Origin of the sequence: Streptomyces sp. NPDC102402, from assembly GCF_044765765.1 — a bacterium.
Classification (GTDB): domain Bacteria; phylum Actinomycetota; class Actinomycetes; order Streptomycetales; family Streptomycetaceae; genus Streptomyces.
The window spans coordinates 184865-203400 of the sequence record NZ_JBIWKR010000009.1 but is presented as its reverse complement, the minus strand read 5'-3'; the positions used below and the strand labels follow the sequence as shown (position 1 = coordinate 203400).

General features: G+C 69.2%; 13 protein-coding genes and 3 pseudogenes. 8 read left to right on the top strand and 8 right to left on the bottom strand.

The window, feature by feature from the left end; genetic code table 11:
- Positions 1-53: 53 nt before the first annotated feature.
- Positions 54-1001, bottom strand: coding sequence for a carbohydrate ABC transporter permease (locus ACIRJR_RS25470; RefSeq protein ID WP_403784611.1), 948 nt, complete (start codon positions 999-1001; stop codon positions 54-56).
- Positions 994-2301: an extracellular solute-binding protein gene (locus ACIRJR_RS25465; RefSeq protein ID WP_403784609.1), complete on the bottom strand. Its 1308-nt coding sequence runs from the start codon at positions 2299-2301 to the stop codon at positions 994-996. The genes ACIRJR_RS25470 and ACIRJR_RS25465 overlap by 8 nt, the downstream gene beginning before the upstream one ends.
- 815 nt (positions 2302-3116) lie before the next feature.
- On the opposite strand from ACIRJR_RS25465, the gene ACIRJR_RS25460 reads away from it, so the two are divergent.
- Positions 3117-3653 carry a GNAT family N-acetyltransferase gene (locus tag ACIRJR_RS25460; RefSeq protein WP_403784607.1) on the top strand — a complete coding sequence of 179 codons (537 nt, stop codon included), beginning with the start codon at positions 3117-3119 and terminating at the stop codon, positions 3651-3653.
- A 296-nt stretch (positions 3654-3949) separates the two neighbouring features.
- Here the strand turns inward: ACIRJR_RS25460 and ACIRJR_RS25455 are convergent, their stop codons facing one another.
- Both ACIRJR_RS25455 and ACIRJR_RS25450 read right to left on the bottom strand, forming a co-directional pair.
- Complete coding sequence (locus tag ACIRJR_RS25455) at positions 3950-4087, bottom strand: hypothetical protein (RefSeq protein ID WP_403784605.1); 138 nt, start codon at positions 4085-4087, stop codon at positions 3950-3952.
- A gap of 32 nt (positions 4088-4119) precedes the next feature.
- Positions 4120-4455 (bottom strand): carboxymuconolactone decarboxylase family protein, encoded by a 336-nt coding sequence (locus tag ACIRJR_RS25450; RefSeq protein WP_403784603.1) that lies wholly within the window; start codon positions 4453-4455, stop codon positions 4120-4122.
- A 152-nt stretch (positions 4456-4607) separates the two neighbouring features.
- Here ACIRJR_RS25450 and ACIRJR_RS25445 point away from each other — a divergent pair, with 152 nt between their 5' ends.
- From ACIRJR_RS25445 to ACIRJR_RS25425, 5 genes and pseudogenes are all read left to right on the top strand, one after another.
- Positions 4608-5501 (top strand): helix-turn-helix transcriptional regulator, encoded by an 894-nt coding sequence (locus tag ACIRJR_RS25445; RefSeq protein WP_403784601.1) that lies wholly within the window; start codon positions 4608-4610, stop codon positions 5499-5501.
- A gap of 2 nt (positions 5502-5503) precedes the next feature.
- Positions 5504-6490, top strand: coding sequence for an aldo/keto reductase (locus ACIRJR_RS25440; RefSeq protein WP_403784599.1), 987 nt, complete (start codon positions 5504-5506; stop codon positions 6488-6490).
- 88 nt (positions 6491-6578) lie between these two features.
- Positions 6579-7013 (top strand): cupin domain-containing protein, encoded by a 435-nt coding sequence (locus ACIRJR_RS25435; protein WP_403784597.1) that lies wholly within the window; start codon positions 6579-6581, stop codon positions 7011-7013.
- The gene (locus ACIRJR_RS25430; protein ID WP_403784595.1) at positions 7010-7867 is read left to right on the top strand and encodes an aldo/keto reductase; all 858 of its coding nucleotides are present in this window, start codon (positions 7010-7012) and stop codon (positions 7865-7867) included. Before ACIRJR_RS25435 ends, ACIRJR_RS25430 begins: the two co-directional genes overlap by 4 nt.
- Positions 7868-7870: 3 nt before the next feature.
- Positions 7871-8185, top strand: a pseudogene (locus tag ACIRJR_RS25425) (transposase); the annotation flags it as partial.
- Here ACIRJR_RS25425 and ACIRJR_RS25420 read toward each other — a convergent pair.
- From ACIRJR_RS25420 to ACIRJR_RS25405, 4 genes and pseudogenes are all read right to left on the bottom strand, one after another.
- The gene (locus tag ACIRJR_RS25420) at positions 8176-9915 is read right to left on the bottom strand and encodes a discoidin domain-containing protein (protein ID WP_403784751.1); all 1740 of its coding nucleotides are present in this window, start codon (positions 9913-9915) and stop codon (positions 8176-8178) included. The pseudogene ACIRJR_RS25425 and the gene ACIRJR_RS25420 overlap by 10 nt on opposite strands.
- A 4-nt stretch (positions 9916-9919) precedes the next feature.
- Positions 9920-10360 (bottom strand): annotated as a pseudogene (locus ACIRJR_RS25415) (discoidin domain-containing protein); the annotation flags it as partial.
- Between the two features lie 189 nt (positions 10361-10549).
- Positions 10550-12769 carry a discoidin domain-containing protein gene (locus ACIRJR_RS25410; RefSeq protein WP_403784593.1) on the bottom strand — a complete coding sequence of 740 codons (2220 nt, stop codon included), beginning with the start codon at positions 12767-12769 and terminating at the stop codon, positions 10550-10552.
- A 1295-nt stretch (positions 12770-14064) separates the two neighbouring features.
- The gene (locus ACIRJR_RS25405; protein ID WP_403784591.1) at positions 14065-15156 is read right to left on the bottom strand and encodes a DUF1996 domain-containing protein; all 1092 of its coding nucleotides are present in this window, start codon (positions 15154-15156) and stop codon (positions 14065-14067) included.
- A 2047-nt stretch (positions 15157-17203) separates the two neighbouring features.
- Here ACIRJR_RS25405 and ACIRJR_RS25400 point away from each other — a divergent pair.
- A complete protein-coding gene (locus tag ACIRJR_RS25400; RefSeq protein WP_403784589.1) occupies positions 17204-17962 on the top strand; it encodes a hypothetical protein in 759 nt (252 codons plus the stop codon).
- A gap of 31 nt (positions 17963-17993) precedes the next feature.
- Positions 17994-18408: pseudogene (locus ACIRJR_RS25395) on the top strand (alpha/beta hydrolase); the annotation flags it as partial.
- Between the last annotated feature and the right edge of the window lie 128 nt (positions 18409-18536).

Below are 18536 nucleotides of genomic sequence, written 5' to 3'. Positions count from 1 at the left end.
GCTCAGTCGGGTCAGGGAGAGCGCGGACGGTGTGGTCGGCGTCGCGGGCGAGGTCACTGGTTCAGCTCCGGTTTCAGGAGGCGCAGGTACAGGAAGGAGAAGACGCCTCCGATGGCGAGGAGGACGAGTGCGATCGCGGTCCCCTGCCCGAGCTGGAAGAACTTGAAGGCCTGCTGGTACATGTACAGCGGGATCGTCTCGCTGGCGCCGCTCGGGCCGCCGCCGGTCAGGACGAAGATCAGTGTGAACACCGCCAGCGTCTGCAGGGTCACGACCATGAGGTTGGTGAAGACGGAGCGGCGGATCATCGGCAGGGTCACCCACCACAGGCGGGCGACGCCGACGGCCCCGTCGGTGGCTGCGGCGTCCTCGATCTCCGGCGGTATCTCGTCGAGCGCGGCGGTGTAGACCATCCATGAGAAGGCGGTGCCGCGCCACACGTTGGCGAGGACCACGGTCAGCATGGCGTGGCTGACGAGCCAGTCGGGGGCGGGCAGGTGCAGAGACGTCAGGACGGTGTCCAGGGTCCCGCCGTCGGAGAAGAACGCGTACAGGGTGAATCCGGCGACGATCTCCGGCAGCACCCACGCGCCGACCAGCAGCACCCCGAGCGTGGTGCGCAGCCACTGGGCGCGGCCCCTCATGAGCAGGGCGAGCGAGAGTCCGAGGCCGTTCTGGCCCAGGACCCCGGAGGCCAGCGCGAAGACCAGGGTGAGCAGGACCGAGGAGCCGAACTGGTGGTCGCCGAGCAGGCGCGTGAAGTTGCGCAGCCCGACGAAGTGCGGGTCACGGGCCGCGCTGCCGGTCAGCGCCGTGTCGGTGAACGCGGCGTACACGCACCACAGGACGGGCCCGACGAAGAACACCGTGAGCAGGGCGAGCGCGGGCACGAGCGGGATCGAGCGGCGCAGGTCGCGACGGGCTCGGCGCGGCGGGGGCGCGGGGGCGGGTCCGCGCGCTGTCTTCCCGAGGGCTGGACGGGTGCGGATCGCCTCAGCCACGGTCCCTCACCTGCCCGGCGCCGAGGTCGTCGCGCAGCCCGGAGGCGTACGCGCGAGCGGCCTCGGCCGGGGTGGCGTGCCCGGTCATCACGTCCTCCATGGCGATCTGGGCCCGGCTGGAGACCATCAGGTACGAAGCCTGCGTCGGGCGGAACCTCGTCACCTCGAGCAGATCGGCGAAGAGGGAGTTGGTGGGCAGGGAGTCGAGGTACGAGCGGTCGCTCAGGACGTCCTGGCGAACCGGGATCTGGGCGTTCTCGACGGCGTACTGGAGGGCTCGGCGGCGGCCGGTGGCCAGGGTGATGAAGCGGAACGCCTCCTCGGGCACGGCGCTGTGGCCGCCGATCGAGAGCATCCAGCCGCCGGACAGACTCACCCGGCCGCTGTCGCCCGGGAGCGGACCGGCCTGCGTGGGCATCGGGACGACTCCGATGTGCTCGGTCCAGCCCGCCCAGGGCGCGGAGCCTCCCTCGATCCAGGTCTTCGGGGTCCAGGAGCCCTCTCCGAGTGCGATGCCCACCTGCCCGGCGGGCAGCATCTCCGAGACGATCTTGTCCCGCACGGTCGGGTTGAACGACATCTGCGGGGTGGGGCCGAGCTTCTCCCGGAAGACGGTGTCGACGAAGGCGAGGGCGTCGCGCAGTCCTGGGGTGTCACCGGTCCAGGTGTGGGTGCGGGCGTCGTAGAAGCCGTCGCGCGTCCCGTACAGGAGCATGAGCAGGCCCTGCGTGGTGGTGGCCTCGCCGAGGGCCTTGGTGGCGTAGATGTTGAGCGGCACGACTCCGGGGACGCGGCGGTGGATGGCACGGGCGGCGTTCAGCAGGTCGGCCCAGTCCCGCGGCTTCCAGGAGGTGGGCAGGCCGGCCTTGGCGAACACCCGCTTGTCGTAGAAGACGGCGCGCACGTCGGTGCCGGTGAGGACACCGTAGACGCGGCCGTCGTCCGCGCGGGTGGCGGACCGGGCGGTGGCGTCGAACCGCTCCCAGTCCTGCCACTGCCTCAGGTGCCGGTCGAGCGGCTGGAGGTAGCCCGCCTGCATGTCGGCGTTGGTCATCACGGTGTCCTGGAAGACCACGTCCGGCGCACTCGGCGCGGACCGTTGCATCAGCTCGATCTTGGTGGCGAAGTTGCCCTGCTGGTCGGGGATGGGAACGAGTTCCACCCGCCGCCCCGGCACCGCCTTCTCGTACGCGGCGGCGGTGTCCTTCATCTGCCGGTGCACGATGTCGTCGGCGCCCCAGAACGGATAGGCGACGCGCAGCCCCCGCTCGCTGCCCGAGGCGGTGGCGCAGCCTGTCACGGCGAGCGCACCCAGGGCTCCGGCGCCCGCGGCGAGAACCGCCCGGCGGGCGGGGCGAGCCGGAGAGCTGTGAGGGCATGGGCTGCCGGCACGGCTTGGAGCGGAGGGGTTCGGTGGCGGCACGTTCTCTCCCGGGGTAGACGGTCCGGCACGGTCCCGGTGCGCGACCGCCGACCGCTGCGTCCGGCGTCTCCACGATCTGGGATCGATGCCATGTGGGAACGTAGCCACCCGAGTTGGCGGCGTCAATGCTCCGTACGGAAGTGACGGATACGGAACGGGCAGTCAACGCCGCGCCGCGGAGACGGCCAGGTGCGTCAGGCTTGTGGCGACAGACGGCTAGGACTGCATCCACGTCACGGATCCAATCCGGCACCGCCGAATGAAGCGACGTGGCAGAAATTCTCTGTTGTCAGGGGGCACCTGATCGCACCTGATCATGGTCGCCCTGCGCGTAGCGGAGGGGCGGTCAGGATGCTGTCCGCGGGCGTCCCTCGGACCCGGAACCGCTCGGATGGCAGCCTCAGGTCACCGACAGCCGCCGCACATGGAGCGGGCACTTCCCGCACCCGCCGTAACCTCGTTCGATCACATTCAGGTCCGTACCGCGCAAGGTGCTCTCCGGTCGAGCCCGCAGAGTAAGAAGAGCCGGCGACACGACCTCCGCGCCCCCTGACTCCGTGCCGCCGAACATCGCCTCTACAGTCCCGACTTGAACAACGGACCAGGGCCTGTCTGAAGTCGCGATCACGGGGCGGGCGGGTTGGCAGCTTCGCGTGGGAGTCCGGTTGGGGAGTCCGGTTAGGGTCGGTGTCATGTCTGCTGAGCCCGCCCTCGTTCTCACATTGCGTCCCGCAACCCGCGCCGACCTGCCTGCGGTGCTCGCTCTGCTCGCTGATGAGGAGCGGGTGGTGGACCCCGCCGCTGTCACGGTCACGGAGGCGTACGAGCACGCCTTCGCGGCGATCGACGCGGACCCGCGCAACGAGATGTTGGTCTTGGTCGAGGATGCCGGCGGGCAGGTCGGTGGGGCGGTTGTGGGCTGTCTGCAGGCGACGTACATCCCCGGGCTCGGCAAGGGCGGCGCCGAGCGGGCGCTGATGGAGGCCGTGCGGATCCGCGCGGACCGGCGAGGCGGCGGGCTGGGCCGGATCCTGATGGAGCGGGCGGTCGCGCGAGCACACGAGCGTGGCTGCCGACTGGTCCAGCTGACGAGTGGCAAGCAGCGCGAGGATGCGCACCGCTTCTATGCCGGGCTCGGCTTCATCCGCAGCCACGACGGGTTCAAGCTCGGGCTCCAGGGTCCGCCGCCCGTAGCGATCATGCCGGGCTCAGGCTTCGGAGCCAGATGACCGCGCCTCGCAGATGGAGTCGGCGGGGTAGCTCCGGGGCGTCCTGTCGCAGCGGGTCGCGATGCCGCGCCACGCCTTCAGTGGTGGACCAGCAGGCCGACCGGGCCACAGGACAGGTGCGGGGTTCCACCCGTACGAATGATCGCCCGTCCCCGGGCCAGGATCTCACCCCCGCCCGGCTCGTCGGGGCACGTTCTCCGCGGTCAGGACCGTGGCGGCCCCCGAAACAGCCGCAACGAAGCTGATCAGGCAGTCCGCGCGGGCTCGTGATAACGCTGCGCGGCCCGCTTCATCGCCTACGCCGGTGTGTACCGGTCCCGCTCGGCACGCAGCAGACACCCCCGCGGCCGGCCCTCCCCGAATACCGACTCCACCGGGAAGCCGCGCCCGGCCACGGTGAAGGGCGCCATGTCGCCGATGTCGTCGCCGCCCATCCGGCCGATGCGGAGGCCGCGCGTGGACAGGTTCAGTCCTGCTGTTCGACGATGCTCTTCAGCACGCTCGTCGCTCCCATGCCGTTGGGCCAGCCGGAGTAGAACGCCAGGTGCAGCAGGGCTTCCTGCAGCTCCTCGTCGGTGGCGCCGTTCTGGCGGGCGAAGGCGAGGTGGAACCGCAACTGGTCCATCTTCCCGAGCGCGGTCAGCGCGGCGACGGTGACGAGGCTGCGGTCGCGCTTGGACAGCCCCTCGCGCTCCCAGACCTCGTCGAAGAGGACCCGGTCGGTGTAATGGACCATCCCCTGGGCAAAGTCGCCGAAGGCGTTCTTCCCACCGGTCCAGCCGGTGCTCGTGTTGTCAGTCATGATCTCTCCCTGTCCGCGTCGACACGCGTCCGTCGATCTCCTCAGGTGCAGTGCCAATGACATCGCCGCACACACCGGGCGAGGGAGTCCCCGGTGAGGGGCGTACTGGCAGGGCATCCCTCACAGCGGCTTCGAGGCTTAGCGTGGATCGCATGGACGCCAGGAACGAGGCACGGGAATTCCTCATGTCCCGTCGAGCGAACCTCACGCCCGAGCAGGCCGGGCTGCCGGTCTCCGGGCACCGGAGGGTGGCCGGCCTGCGCCGCGGCGAGGTGGCGATGCTCGCGGACGTGAGTCCGGAGTACTACGCCAAGATCGAGCGCGGGCAGCTGGCCGGTGTCTCCGACGCCGTCCTCGAGTCGCTCGCCCGGGCGCTGCGGCTGGACGAAGCCGAGCGCGAGCACCTCTTCGACCTCGCCCGTGCGGCCAATGGCGCGGCCCGGCCGGTGCGCAGGCGCAGGTCGAAGGGGTGGGTTCCCAGGGAAAGCCTGACCCGTGCGCTGGACGCGATCGTCCTCGGGCCCGCGTTCGTGCGCAACGGCCGGATGGACGTCCTGGCCACCAACGCTCTCGGGCGCGCCTTCTACGACGAGGTGTTCGATGGCCCCGGGCAGGGAAACCTGGCGCGCTACTGCTTCCTCGACGAACGGGCGAAGGCGTTCTACCCCGACTGGGAGGCGGCCGCGGACATCACCGTGTCGATCCTGAGGACCGAAGCCGGCAGGGACCCCCGGGACAAGCAGCTGCACGACCTGATCGGCGAGTTGTCCACGTGCAGCGACGCGTTCCGAATCCGGTGGGGAGCGCACAACGTGCGTCGCCACGGATCGGGCACCAAGGAGTTCCACCACCACGATGTCGGCGGCCTCACGTTGACGTACGAGGGGATGGAGCTGACCGCCGAGCCCGGGCTGTCCTTCCTCGTCTACACCGCCGAACCCGGTTCGCCCAGCCAGGAGCGCCTGCAGCTGCTCGCGACCCTCGTGGCGACGCCCACCGCCGAACCGCCTCGCGGCGGCCACCGGACCACGATCCAGGAGAGCTGACCATGCACACCAGAACACTCGGAAACGGCCTGGATGTGTCCGCGATCGGACTCGGCGCGATGGGCATGTCGCAGAGCTACGGCCCCAACCCCGGCAGCCGCGACGACATGATCGCGGTGCTGCGCTCCGCGGTCGATGAGCGTGTGACCTTCTTCGACACCGCCGAGGTCTACGGGCCCTACGTGAACGAGGAGCTGGTCGGCGAGGCACTGAAGCCGGTCCGGGACCAGGTCGTGATCGCCACCAAGTTCGGCTGGGACATCAAGGACGGCCGGAGCGTCGGCCTCGACAGCCGTCCCGAGCAGATCCGCCGCGTCGCGGAGGAGTCCCTGAGGAGGCTTCGCACCGATGTCATCGACCTCTTCTATCAGCACCGCGTCGACCCCGACGTGCCGATCGAGGACGTCGCGGGCACGGTCGGTGAGCTGATCGCCGAGGGGAAGGTCAGGCACTTCGGGCTCTCCGAGCCGTCGGCCGCCACCATCCGCGCCGCACACGCCGTCCACCCCGTGACCGCGGTCCAGAGCGAGTACTCGCTGTGGACTCGGGACCCCGAGGCCGAGGTGCTGCCCACCCTCGCCGAGCTCGGCATCGGCTTCGTGCCGTTCAGCCCTCTCGGCAAGGGCTTCCTCACCGGCACCGTCGACCCGTCCACGACCTTCACCGACGGCGACATCCGCCACCGGGTTCCGCGCTTCGAGGCGCAGAACCTGGCCGCGAACCAGGCGCTCGTGGACCACGTCCGGCGGCTCGCGGAGGCGAAGGGCGCGACGCCGGGGCAGATCGCCCTGGCCTGGCTGCTCGTGCGGCAGCCGTGGATCGTACCGATCCCGGGCACCCGCCGCACGACACGCATCCGGGAGAACAACGCCGCGACGAACCTGGCACTGTCCGCGGACGAGGTGGCCGACCTCGACGGCCTCACCCAGCGGGTCGGCGTCAGCGGCGACCGCTACGACGCCGAGCACATGGCCTACGTCAACCGCTAAGGCTCTGCGCGGTCCGGCTTGCCGGCCCCGTGACGCCGCTACCGCATCCCGCCCGGCAGGGCGTGCTCAAACAGAAGGAAGGAACCAGATGACTGTCAACGAATTCGACCAGATCTTCCCGCTCGGAGAGAAGAACGACGCCTACGCCCAGTACTTCACCGGCCAGAGCTACCTGGCCCCGCTCGCCTCGGGAAGCGTTCCCGTCAGCAACGTGTCCTTCCAGCCGGGCTGCCGCAACAACTGGCACATCCACCACGGCACGGGCGGCGGCGGTGACCAGATCCTGCTGTGCACGGCGGGCAGCGGCTGGTACCAGGCCGAGGGCGAGGACCCCATCAGCATGGAGCCGGGCACGGTGGTCCGCGTGCCGGCGGGCACGAAGCACTGGCACGGAGCGAAGGCCGACTCGTGGTTCTCCCACGTCGCCTTCATCACCCCGGGCGAGGACGTCAGCAACGAATGGCTCGAGCCCGTCACCGACGAGGTGTACGGCGAGCTGCCGAGGAACGGAGCGAACGCATGACCATCCTGGACGAGACCTACACGCTGTCCAACGGCGTCGAGATCCCCAAGCTGGGGCTCGGCACCTGGTTCATCGACGACGACAAGGCAGCCGAAGCGGTCCGCGCGGCCGTGGAGATCGGCTACCGCAACATCGACACCGCCCAGGCCTACGGCAACGAGCGTGGCGTCGGCGAGGGCGTGCACACCGCCGCGGTACCCCGCGACGAGCTGTTCGTCTCGACCAAACTCGCCGCAGAGATCAAGGACTACGCGCAGGCGGTCGACGCGATCGACCACTCACTCAGGAAGCTCGGACTCGAGTACGTCGACCTGATGCTCATCCACAGCCCGCAGCCGTGGGACGACTTCCGCGGCGGTGACTACGCCGAGGGCAACCGCGCGGCGTGGCGCGCGCTCGAAGAGGCCCACCAGGCCGGCAAGATCCGCTCCATCGGCGTGTCCAACTTCCAGCAGCAGGACCTGGAGAGCATCTTCCAGGGAGCGACCGTCGTGCCGCACGTGAACCAGCTCCTCGTCCACGCCGGCAACACCCCGTCGGAACTGCTGGACTACTGCGAGGGCAAGCAGATCCTCGTCGAGGCGTACTCGCCGATCGCCCACGGAGCGATCCTGCAGAACGCCGAGGTCCAGGCGATGGCAGAGAAGTACGGCGTGTCCGTCCCGCAGTTGTGCATCCGCTACACCCTGCAGCTGGGCACGGTGTCGCTGCCCAAAACAGCGAACCCCGCACACATGCGCTCCAACGCCGAGACCGACTTCGAGATCTACGGCGATGACATGGACACCCTCCGGGCCCTGCGCCACGTGGACTACGGCGAGCACAGCGCGTTCCCCGTCTACAGCGGCAAGTAACGCTGGAAAGAGCGCTACAAGATCCGAGCCGGCGTCGAAGGCACCATCTCTCAAGCTGTCGGACGCTGTGGTCTGCGCAGATCCCGCTACCGGGGCATGACGAAGACCAGCCTCCAGCACCAGCTCACCGGGGCCGCGATCGACCTCGCCCGCATCGACGCCCACCTCGGCGGCGCACCACGGGCCCGGACCCGCACCAGCCACTTCGCGGCACTTCGCCCCGCCGAGCTGACGCTCGACGGGGCGAAGCAAGGGCCGAATCAACCAGCAGTGTCCGGGCCGGAACGGCCCCCGGGGGTTCGAGCCGATCAGCTGTAGACGCCGAACTCGTGCAGTGAGTAGCCCCAGCCCGTGCCGCGGGCGGTGAGCTGGAGCCGCACGTGGCGTGCCGTTTCGGTCAGGGCGATGGTGTCGATGTCACCGTTGCCCGTCGTCGTTGTGTGGACCGTACGCCAGGCAACGCCGTCGTCCGAAACCTGGACCTGGTAGGACTTGGCGTAGGCCGGGTCCCACACCAACTGCAGGGTGCGGACGGGCGTCCGTGCGCCGAGGTCGACCGCTATCCACTGCGGGTCGCTCCAGTCGCTGGCCCAGCGGGTGTCGAGCCGGCCGTCCGTGGCGCGCTCCGGCGGGCAGGGGCAGTCACCGTACGAGGCCTGCGAGCTGGACGCCGTGGTGGGCTTGCCGAGGGCCACGTTGGTGCCGGTCATCGGCGGTGCGACGACCTTGACCGACTTCGTCTCGATGCCCGCGTTGCCCTTCCCGTCCTCCGACTGGATGTAGACCTTCCACACGCCGAGCTTCTCGGGCGCGGTGACCGCGAACGTGCCGTTGCCCGTGGACCGGAACTGCGCCGGGACGAGCCGCTTGTCGCCGTTGGCGTAGTTGCCGCTGAGGAAGATCTTGTTGGTCACCGGGTCGTTCTCGGGGTCGCGGATGTCTGCCCGTACGGTGAACTCCCCGCCCGCCGGGTCCGATCCGGCCGGCGTCACCGTCATGCCGCTGATGACCGGCGGCAGGTTGTCGCCGGCGTTGGAGCCCGTGAACGCCTTCTTCACCGAGTAGTACGACAGCCGCTTCAGGCCGTCGGGGATCAGGTTGAACCACACGCCGCCGAAGTCGTGCTCCAGACCGTAGTGGAAGAGGGTCGCGCCCAGAGCAACGCCCTGGTGGCCCGTGGTGCAGTCCCAGGCCTTCGTGTAGCCGTCGCGCTTCTGTACGTCGGTGGGCTCGTCGGGTACGCCGTTGGCGTCGTCCGGCACCTCCCACTCACCCTCGGGGCCGGTCTCGGTGATGATGTAGGGCTTGGTGTAGCCGCCCTCCACCCAGTCCTCCCGGACGCCGCAGATGTCCCCGTAGGCGTTCATCGAGTACAGGTCGAGGTCGGGGGCGTTGCGCTTGTAGTACGGCCAGGCGCCCGTCCACGCGTCGGTGGAGGTCACCGGGTGGTCGGCGTCGATGGAGTGGATTTTCTTGGCGGCGTCGTTGACGAAGGTCGTGTACGCGTTGCGCTGGGCTTCCAGCTCGGTGCCGCTGTAGCAGTTCTGGAGGCCGAGGACGGACTCGTTGCCGACGTTCCACATGAGGGTCGCGGGATGGTCCTTGTAGGTCTCGACCCACTTGGCGATCTCGGTGAGCATCGTCGACTTGTACGCGGTGTCGGTGACGTAGTTGGCGCAGCCGCCGCTGCCGGGGCCGCCGCCGGGCTGGAGCCAGAAGCCGTTCATGACGCGCAGACCGTTCGCGGCGGCCGCGTCGAGGAGCGGCTTGGTGCTCGCGTCCGTTCCCCAGGTGCGGACGGTGTTGACGCCCATCGACTTCAGGTCGGGCATGTACCTCGGAGCGTCCGCCATGGACGGTCCCCAGGTCAGGCCCTTGACGGTGTAGGGCTGTCCTCCGACGGTGAGCTGCCACGCGCCCTGGCCCCCGGTGACCTTGACGGCTCCACCGGTCGGCGGCGGGGGTGTCGCCCTGGGTACCGTACACCTGGAACTCCCAGAGGGAGTAGCCGTAACCGCCGGGGCGTGCGGTGCCGAGCATCCGGACATAGCGGCCGGAGCCGGTGAGGGCGAGGTCGTCGGTGCCACCGTCGCCGTCGGTGACCTTCTTCAGGGTCGTCCAGTCATTGCCGTTGTCGCTGACCTGGATCTCGTACGCCTTCCCGTAGGCGCCCTCCCAGGTCAGCACTGCCCGGCTCAGGTCGGACCGCTTGCCGAGGTCGATCCGGATCCACTGCGGGTCGGACCACTGGCTGGCCCAGCGGGTGCCGGTGAGGTTGCCGTCGACGGCCTGGGCGGCGGAGAGGCCGTCACCCTCCTGCGAGGAGGCGGTGGCGGGCTTGCCCTGGGAGATCAGGGGGTCGGCGGCGCGTGCCTCGGTGGGCGCGGCAATGACGGTGAGGGAGGAGGCGAGCAGCGCGGCGAGGGTCAGGGTGAGCGCGGGTCTGCGCAGGGAGGGCAGGGCGGGTCTGCGGAGGTGGGGCAAGGCAGGCATTGCGGCTCCTGAAGGGGGTGAGGGAGATGGAGAGGATCAGGGGACGCGGACGGCCGCCGTCGGGGAGGACGGCGGCCGTCCGTGGGGAGAGAACCAGGCAGGTTGAGCGGGGAGATGCCCCGGGCCAGGGGTCAGGCCCGGCCCGGGGAGTCGTCCTCCGCGGGTCAGTGATTCACCGCGGGGGACGGATCACGGGAACGAGACCACCATGGACGGCACGGTGGAGGTGCCGGCCGGGACCGTGGAGGCTCCGGTGTTGTTGATGACGTGGTTGTAATGGCCCATTCCGCCGAGCGACACCACGAGCAGGCTGTGGAACTTCACGCCCGGCTTCACCGGGGCCTTGAAGCCGTGGTCCTGGCGGATGGTGGGATCGACGTTGTAGTTGCAGTAACTGCCCATCCCCCAGCCCTCGTGGACGTCGACCGAGTCGTCGACCCGGTAGGCGGCGAAGCCCTTCGTGTCGCCGTTCTGGATGGCGGCCTGGTTGGGTGCGTCGTACGCCTTCTCGTTCTGGTAGAAGATCGTCCGGCCGCGCTCGCCGTACCACTCGACGTCGTACTTGTTGAAGTGCTCCACGAAGAGGCCGGTGGCGAGCACGTCGTCGCCGTAGACCCGGACCCCGTAGTCGGCCCGGTTGGTCTCCCAGCCGACGCCCTCACCGTGGTCGGCGCGCCACACCCAGGTGTGGTCGATGATCACGTCGTCGCTGTGGACGGCGATGGAGGTGGTGGCCTTGCCCGCGCCCGCGCCGCCGATGCGGACGTAGACGTCCTGGATGGAGGTGGGGTTGGCGGAGTGGTCGGCGGAGGAGTTCTGCGGGCCGAGCTCCAGCAGCGTCGGGGAGTTGACCGTACCGGCGTCGATCAGGAAGCCGGCCAGCTTGACGCCGTCGACGTCGGCGACCTTCATCGCGGTCACCCCGTTGTCCGGGACGATCGTCGCGAGGCCGAGGCCGAGGACGACCGTGTCCGCACGGTTCACGTTGATGGTCTGGTCGACGTGGTAAATACCGGGCGTGAAGAGGAGGTTGAGGCCCTGGGACAGAGCCTGGTTGATCGTGGCGGCGGTGGCGCCGGGCTTGACGACGTAGAACTGGTTCAGGTCGATCGAGGTGCCCTGCGGGGTGCCGTTCCAGGAGACGCCGCGCGCGTTGGTGCGCTTGGCGGGGACGAAGACCTTGTACGTGTTGCCGTCCAGGTAGAGGAACGGCTTCTCACGGGAGATCGGGGTGGTCTGGAGCGTGGTGTAGCGGGGCTCGGGGAACGAAGTGGCGGGTGCGCCCTCGACGCCCGAGAAGGTCTGGTTCCAGACGGAGTTGGACCAGCCGCCGATCGAGCTCTCGCGGGTGTACCACTGCTGCTGCGAGTAGTTGCCGACCTGGCCGTCGATCTTGGAGTCGGCGATGTAGCCGCCGCTGGCCCAGCCGTACCCGTTCGGGGCGAGGTTGAGGCCGCCCTTGACGTGCATGCGGCGGAAGGACGCCGCCTGCGAGACGGCCCAGCGGTTGGTGCCGCTGACGGGGTTCACGGCGAGGTTCTCGGCCGAGCGCCAGAAGTTCTGCGTCGCGTTGCCGTTGAACCAGCCGGCGTCGACGGTCACGTCACCGTTGATGGTGGTGTCGTCGGGCTTGAGGCCCAGGCCGGAGATCGAGGTGTAGAAGCCGATCTCGGCGTTGAGGTTGTTGTAGGTGCCGGGCTTGAAGAGGAACTGGTGCCGCCCGTTGCCGAAGTGCGAGGCCTCCTGCTGGTCGAACACCTCGTCCAGCTTGGCCTGGATGTTGGGCGTGGAGGGGTCGAAGACGTGCACGTTCGGGCCGAGGTCGCCGCCGCCGGGCAGCTGCGGGCCGCCGGTGCCGCCGGACTCGCCGTACACCTTGAACTCCCAGAGGGAGAAGCCGTATCCGGTGCCGCGGGCGGTGCCGTACACCCGGACGTAGCGGGCCTCACCGCTGATGTTCAGGGTGTCCGTGCCACCGTCGCCGTCGGTGGTCTGGTACGCGGTGGACCAGTCGGAGCCGTTGGCCGAGAGCTCGACCCGGTAGCCCTTGCCGTACGCCGTCTCCCAGTCCAGGACCACCTGGCTGAGCTTCGTGGTCGCGCCGAGGTCGACGCGGATCCACTGCGGGTCGGAAGCGGCGCTGGACCAACGGGTGTTGGCATTGCCGTCGACGGCCGCGGTGGCCGGGGTGCCGTAGTTCTCCTCGCTGGACGCGGTGACCGGCTTGCCCTGGGAGAGCAGGACGGGTGCGGCCTCGGCCTTCGCGGCGGGGACGAAGGCGAGAAGAGTGGCGGCCAGAGCGGTGGCCATCGCGGCGACGATGCCGCGGGTCACCGGTCTAGGTCTGGGGGTACGGCGGCCGGTGCCGTGGGACACCGGGACCGCTGTGGATATGCCGACTGCGGGCATGCGGGTGCTCCTCGAAATGGAACTGCGGTGGGAGAGCGCTCTCCCGAAACCTTGCCCGCCCCGCCAGTCACGGTCAAGGATCCCGACAGCGCTTTTCTTTCATCTTTTATTAAGTCGCTACATCTGCGCTGGGGTGGCGTCGGCACCCGGCCGGGTGCCGCGTGCGCGCGGAGTCCCGGTCGCCCGACCGAACGGCCATCGTCGGCACCTGCGGAAATGCGGTTCGCCCGGCTCGGGGATCCGGCGGCCGGGCTGTCACCGATCTTCGCCACCCGCTCCCCCACCGGTACCGGGGAGTTGGGGTCAGACCGTCGCACGCTTCTCCGGCTGCGCGGGAAGAGCTGGAGGCGGCACACCCCGTCGCCCCGGCCAGGAACTTCAGACGGTCCGGCAGTGGTCACAGGGCGTCCTACGGGATGTGCCGGCCGACCCGGCCGGGGCGTCGTCCGAGGCACAGGACACGGGCCCCACGCGCGGCGCGCCGGTCGGCACGGGTGCGCAGGACGGCGGGGCGGCGGGAGCGAGCGCGGCAAGGGCGTCGTCAAGCTGGGCGCGAGCCAGGCGTGCGCCGGAACAAATCCAAGCGTCGGCGCCGAAGACGAGCTGGGCAAGGCCGGGCGGGCGCGGGCTACGGGCGTCGGGCAGTCAGTAATGGGCCCGGGCGGCGTGTCGTGCGATCAGGATCAGGCGGTCCCCAGCCTTTGCCGGGTAGCCCTCCGACTCCACGTCGGCGGCCGCCACACGGGGCGGCAGGGGGCGCCCCGCAGCAGTTCTCCCACCAGGGCCGGGCGCAGCCGGTCTTCGGCCGCCTGTTCCCGGAGGCCTCCGTCGGCACACCGGGCGGCGGCTCACGGGAGGGCGCGGATGGTGGCGTTGATGGCGGCGACCGCGAGCATGGCCCGCAGGGCCGGCTCGGTCGTCGGCCCGGATGCCGGCGCGAGCAAGCGCCTCCAGCCGTGCGATCGCCGCCGCGGCCGCGCGTGCCGTGCCCGGCGGCCGGGGGCAGGAACGTGGTCACGTACGGCCGCGGCCGTACGCGAAGCCCCGGGCGCCGACTCCCGATGCTCCGACCGAGCGAATCGGCGCACGAACCGCCCATGCGACTCGCCCGGACCCGCTGCCCACGCCGTGACCTCACCCAGTTCCCCACTCATATGCGGATCAGCGACTGTCCTGGCTACCAGTCACACCCGACGCCGGTGCAGTACGAGCGGGACGGGCTTGTGGCACAGCCCGGCAGCGTCCCGGAGAAGGCGGGAAGCGGCCGGGCTGTGGGGCAGAGCCGTCGGCCGGGTTCAAGGCAGGCGATGGTCGGTGTTCAGTGCGGCACCCCGTTCGGGCCGGTAGAGGTCGAAGCCGCGGGTGTCGCACTGCAGGCCGCCGACGATGCAATGGTCGACCAGGGCTTTGAGAGTGCGCTCCTCCCACGCGTTGAAGAAGTCGTAGTGGAAGGAGTAGCCGCGACCGCTCGCAAGACGCACCTGGCTCATGTCGCCGTTGACCGGCCACGCCATCTTGAACTCGATCATCGGTAGGGCGACCGGGTGGGAGGCCGGGCACATGTTGTCGTTGGTGCCGGGCTTGACGACCGGGTAGGCCATGTGGGTCTGGTGATTCGGGGTGTCCAGGTACTTTCCGTCCCAGCAGCTGGGGGCCTGCATGCGCAGATTCAGCTGGACGTCGGGCCTGCTGGGACAGCTTGCCGGGATGTCGGTGTTGAAGAAGCTTTCACCGCATTCCCAACCCTCGACGAAGCCCTTGTGGCTGCGGAACTCCTGGGCGCTCTGCATCGGGTTGCCGACGACGAACCGTAGTCCCTTGGGGAAGGGCCGCACGCTCCGGTAGTCGGTGACGCCCGCCTTGTAGTAGATGACCTGCGGTCCGGCGGGCAGAATCTTCTGATCGCCCTTATAGAGCGAGGGCATCCAGTACGCGGAGGCATCCACGGGCACCTTGCAGGAGGTGTTGCCTCCGTAGAGCGAGCCAGTGGTGCTGGCAGCGTCGGTTGTGGTGTTGCCCATGAATGTGTGGTCATGGGACTTGCCGAACTGGCCCGGGTAGACGATCGGGTCGTCCGGGGCGGTGTGGGTGACGGAGCAGCCGGCCTGGAACTCGTGATGGTAGGCCGGGGGCGGGGTGGCCGTGGACGGGACGACGCCGGTGACCTGGGGAACGGCCGGGATGTAACCGTCCCCGTCGGTGTCATCACCTGACGCCTGGGTGGACACTGCCGTGGTGTGACCGGTGTGGTCCGCTGCGGCCATACCGGTGGTCACGAGAGGGGTGCCGGTGTCCGTAGCGGAGGCGATGGTCCCGATACCGAGGACACTGGCTACGAGAGCTGTACCGACGAGAAGTGCTGGAAGCCTTCTCGGACTCGATCTCATGAGGATCTCCTGCACGCGGGGTGAGGCGTGCGTGTACGCGGACACGCACGCGACTTCGGTGGACAGATCTCTGCGTGGTGCGTGGTGCGTGGTGCGTGGTGCGCGGTGATGCGGGCGGCGGAGCCGGCCAAGGCCCCGCCGCCTGGTTCAAGGGTTGTCAACCCTGTCAGAGGCACGCCAAAACTGGGCGTGCCGAATGTCCGCTCGAAGCGAGGGAGAGCTCGGGAGAGCGCTCTCCCGTACGATGTCGCTCGTCTTGCTCGTAGTCAATACGTTGAGCGCCACTCTCCATCCGCCTTGCGTTGACCCGTGGTTCGCAAGATTCCGCGCGGTCGGCACCCGAGAGGGTGCCGCGAGGGTTCCTGTCGCAGCGCCCGCTCCCCGTGAGGCAGAGCAAGCACAGGGAAGGGGGAAGCCGAGATCGGCCTGCTCCCTGTCGGACTCACCTTCCGCCCCGGCGAGCAACTGCGCCTCGTCGTCAGGGGCCGGTCCCTGCTGGGCGCGATGATGCCCGGAGACCGCGAGTACACCGCCACCCCATGGCGGACGCCACATCATCCACACCGGAGGCGACCGGGCCTCGTGTCTCCAGCTGCCGGTCAAGCCCGCGTGACCCGGAGCGCCCGCCCGGCCCGGTGCGGCGTGCCCGAAAGTGCTTGGCGGGGCGGTGCCAACGCGCGTACCCGACGAGGCCTCGAACCGGCCACGCCTTCCTGGGCCCGTCGACGAAACGGCGCGGCGTCGGCATCGTGGAGCCGCCCGCGGCGCGCGCCGTTCACGTACGTGCGACGCCGCGACGGTCGGGGCTGAAGGAGTTCGTGTACTCCCGGGACCACGGCGTGATCAGCACCGTCACCGGACGTGCCGTGGACAGCAGGGCCATCGACCGAAGGGGGACCTGGCAACAGCCAAGACCCTCGGTGGTTCGGCGGAGAGTTCCCCAAGACGGGCCGCGCCAGCCGCTGGGCACCTCGCAGGCTAGGGCGCCTGGACGAACCGAGTCCTCTAGGACCTATCGGAAAATTGCTGGTTGAGACCGCTCGTTGAGGACCGCGACCAACACCGTGGCCTCATGGGGAACAGGAAACTTGTCGTATCTGGTGGCTACAGCGCAGTGGCGGTTGAGGCGGTTGATCCCGCATTCGACAACGTGCCGCTCGCGGTAGTCGAACCTGTCGAACTTCGGCGGTCGATCATCCTGCGAGCCAGGCCCGCGGCGGTTGCGAAGTCGGCCCGCAGGGATCGGGATGGTCGCCTTGATGCCGCGTTTACGCAGGCACAGGCGCTTCTTGCGGGATTCGTACGCCCGGGCAATACCGCTCGTCCAGCCCTGCCCAGAGCAGGGACTGTCTCACTTGGCGTGGCCGGATATCACTCCAACAACAAACCCTTCGAGTCCCGCCACGCTGACAACGTTGTCACTCTGTTAGTTGGCGCCGTAACCCCGACCGCCTCGGATGGCACTGGTTGAGGGGGCAAATTCTGACGCGCTGCAGCGGTTCTCCGAAGTGGGGCGTCGACAAGCGACCCGCCTGACCTGGCGCGCGGCCTGCGGGGCGGATGCGCCACCCAACGGCACACGGAGATGGGCCTAACCCTCGCGGACGGAGAGGAACCGCACGCCGACTTGGGCCGAGACCTCGTCGGGCACGTCGAGGTACAAACCGAGCAGGTTGGCCCTTCCTCACAGCCATCGCCTTGCCTGCGAAGTGTTCGGCATTCGTGAACGCCGCACCCCGACGACCCCTTCCCCAGGTCCTTGAAGAAGGTGTCAAAACGGGGGGTCGTCGAGGACCGCGTCCGGGAGGCCATTCTCCACGCCCATCAGGACATCCCACAGCGTGTAGAAGATGTGCCCGTAGGGGGAAGGTTGCGCCCGTCTTGTGCCTGTGTGTCCCGTGAAATCGGCAGGGGTGTCATCACCTTGTAACTGCCCTTTCGTCACGATCACCGCAGCAGGCAGGCTGTTGATCGACCGAGTGCACAGCCGTGCCGCGCAGATGCGCCGGCTGGCCGCACATCAGTAGCACCCACGGGAAGAGGCCACATGCTTCGCAACCACCGCAAGTCCTTCCTCACCGCCGCCGCCCTGATCGCTACGACCACGCTCCTCACGGCCTGTCAGGACGGTGGCTCCGGTGGCGACAAGGAGAACACCTCCAGTTCCTCGTCCTCGGAAGCGAAGGCGATGTCCGGCAGTGAAACCAAGGCTTCTGGCGGCGACGAGGAACAGGCCGACGGCACCACCGGGAACAAGTCCGACGGCAAGAAGGTGACCGGTACCTGGTTCGGTACGGTTTCCTATCTCGCCCCCGGCAAGTACACCGTCTCCGATCTCAAGGACACCAAGCAGCAGTTCTTCACCTCCACGGACACCGACATCCAGGGCGCCGGGAAGATCTGCGGGGACGCGGCCGGCCAGGCCGCCACGCCCTGCAGCGAGGACGAGCTCGAGGCCGCCGCCAGGGACGGAGTCGCCGCCACGGTCAAACTGAAGGACGGCATCGCCGTCAGCGTCATCGAGGACCACTCCGGCAGCAATGACGGCAAGACGTCCGGTCTGTGGAGCGGGAAGCTCGCATACCTGGCCCCGAACAAGTACTCCGTCGTGAACGACGAGGGCCGGCGGGCGTTCGTCACCTCCACCGAAACCGTCATCAACGGAGCCGGCCTGATCTGCGGCGACCGCGAGGAGATCAAGCAGTGCACCGAGGACGAGCTCGAGGCCGCCGCTGAGAAGAGCATCGATGTCGTCGTCAAAGTCGACCACGGCATCGCCGCCACCATCGACGAGAACCACAACTGACACGGCGTCGCTCGGTCAGCGGCCTGTCCCGGCGGCGGTCGGCCACCGCCTGTTCCTCATGGCGCGGCCGCCAGGGAAGCCGGAGACGATGATCGCCAAGAGCGCCGACACCTGAGCCGGCAGTCCGGCCGCAATACCGGCCCTCGCCCGGCCCGTCCGCCTGCGGGCGGGCGGGCGCCGCGGCCGTCCCCTCGACCGTCGCGGACTACCGGGCCTCGGCGGGGATCGACGTCACACACGACCAGGCGGACCAGGGCTCCCGTTCCCGGCGCGCCATGCCCGTGGCGGCCCTTCAGCAGGACGGGAGCGCGACTGGGTACGGCGCCGCAGTCTGGCATGCCCGGGCGTCGGACCTGGACCACCGACTGACCGGCGCGGGACGCTACAGGGCCGAAAAAGCGCCCGACAAGGGTGCTGAGGCGATCCGCGATCTGCTGCTCTGCTGAGCCTCCGCCCGGGGCCAGGGAATGCCGAGCCCCGAGCACCAGTTTGGGCCTGTGGCCGGTGCGCATCAGCAAGCGGCGGTACCAGAACTCCTGCTCGCCCACCACGAAGCCGCCCTCGATCCCGAGCG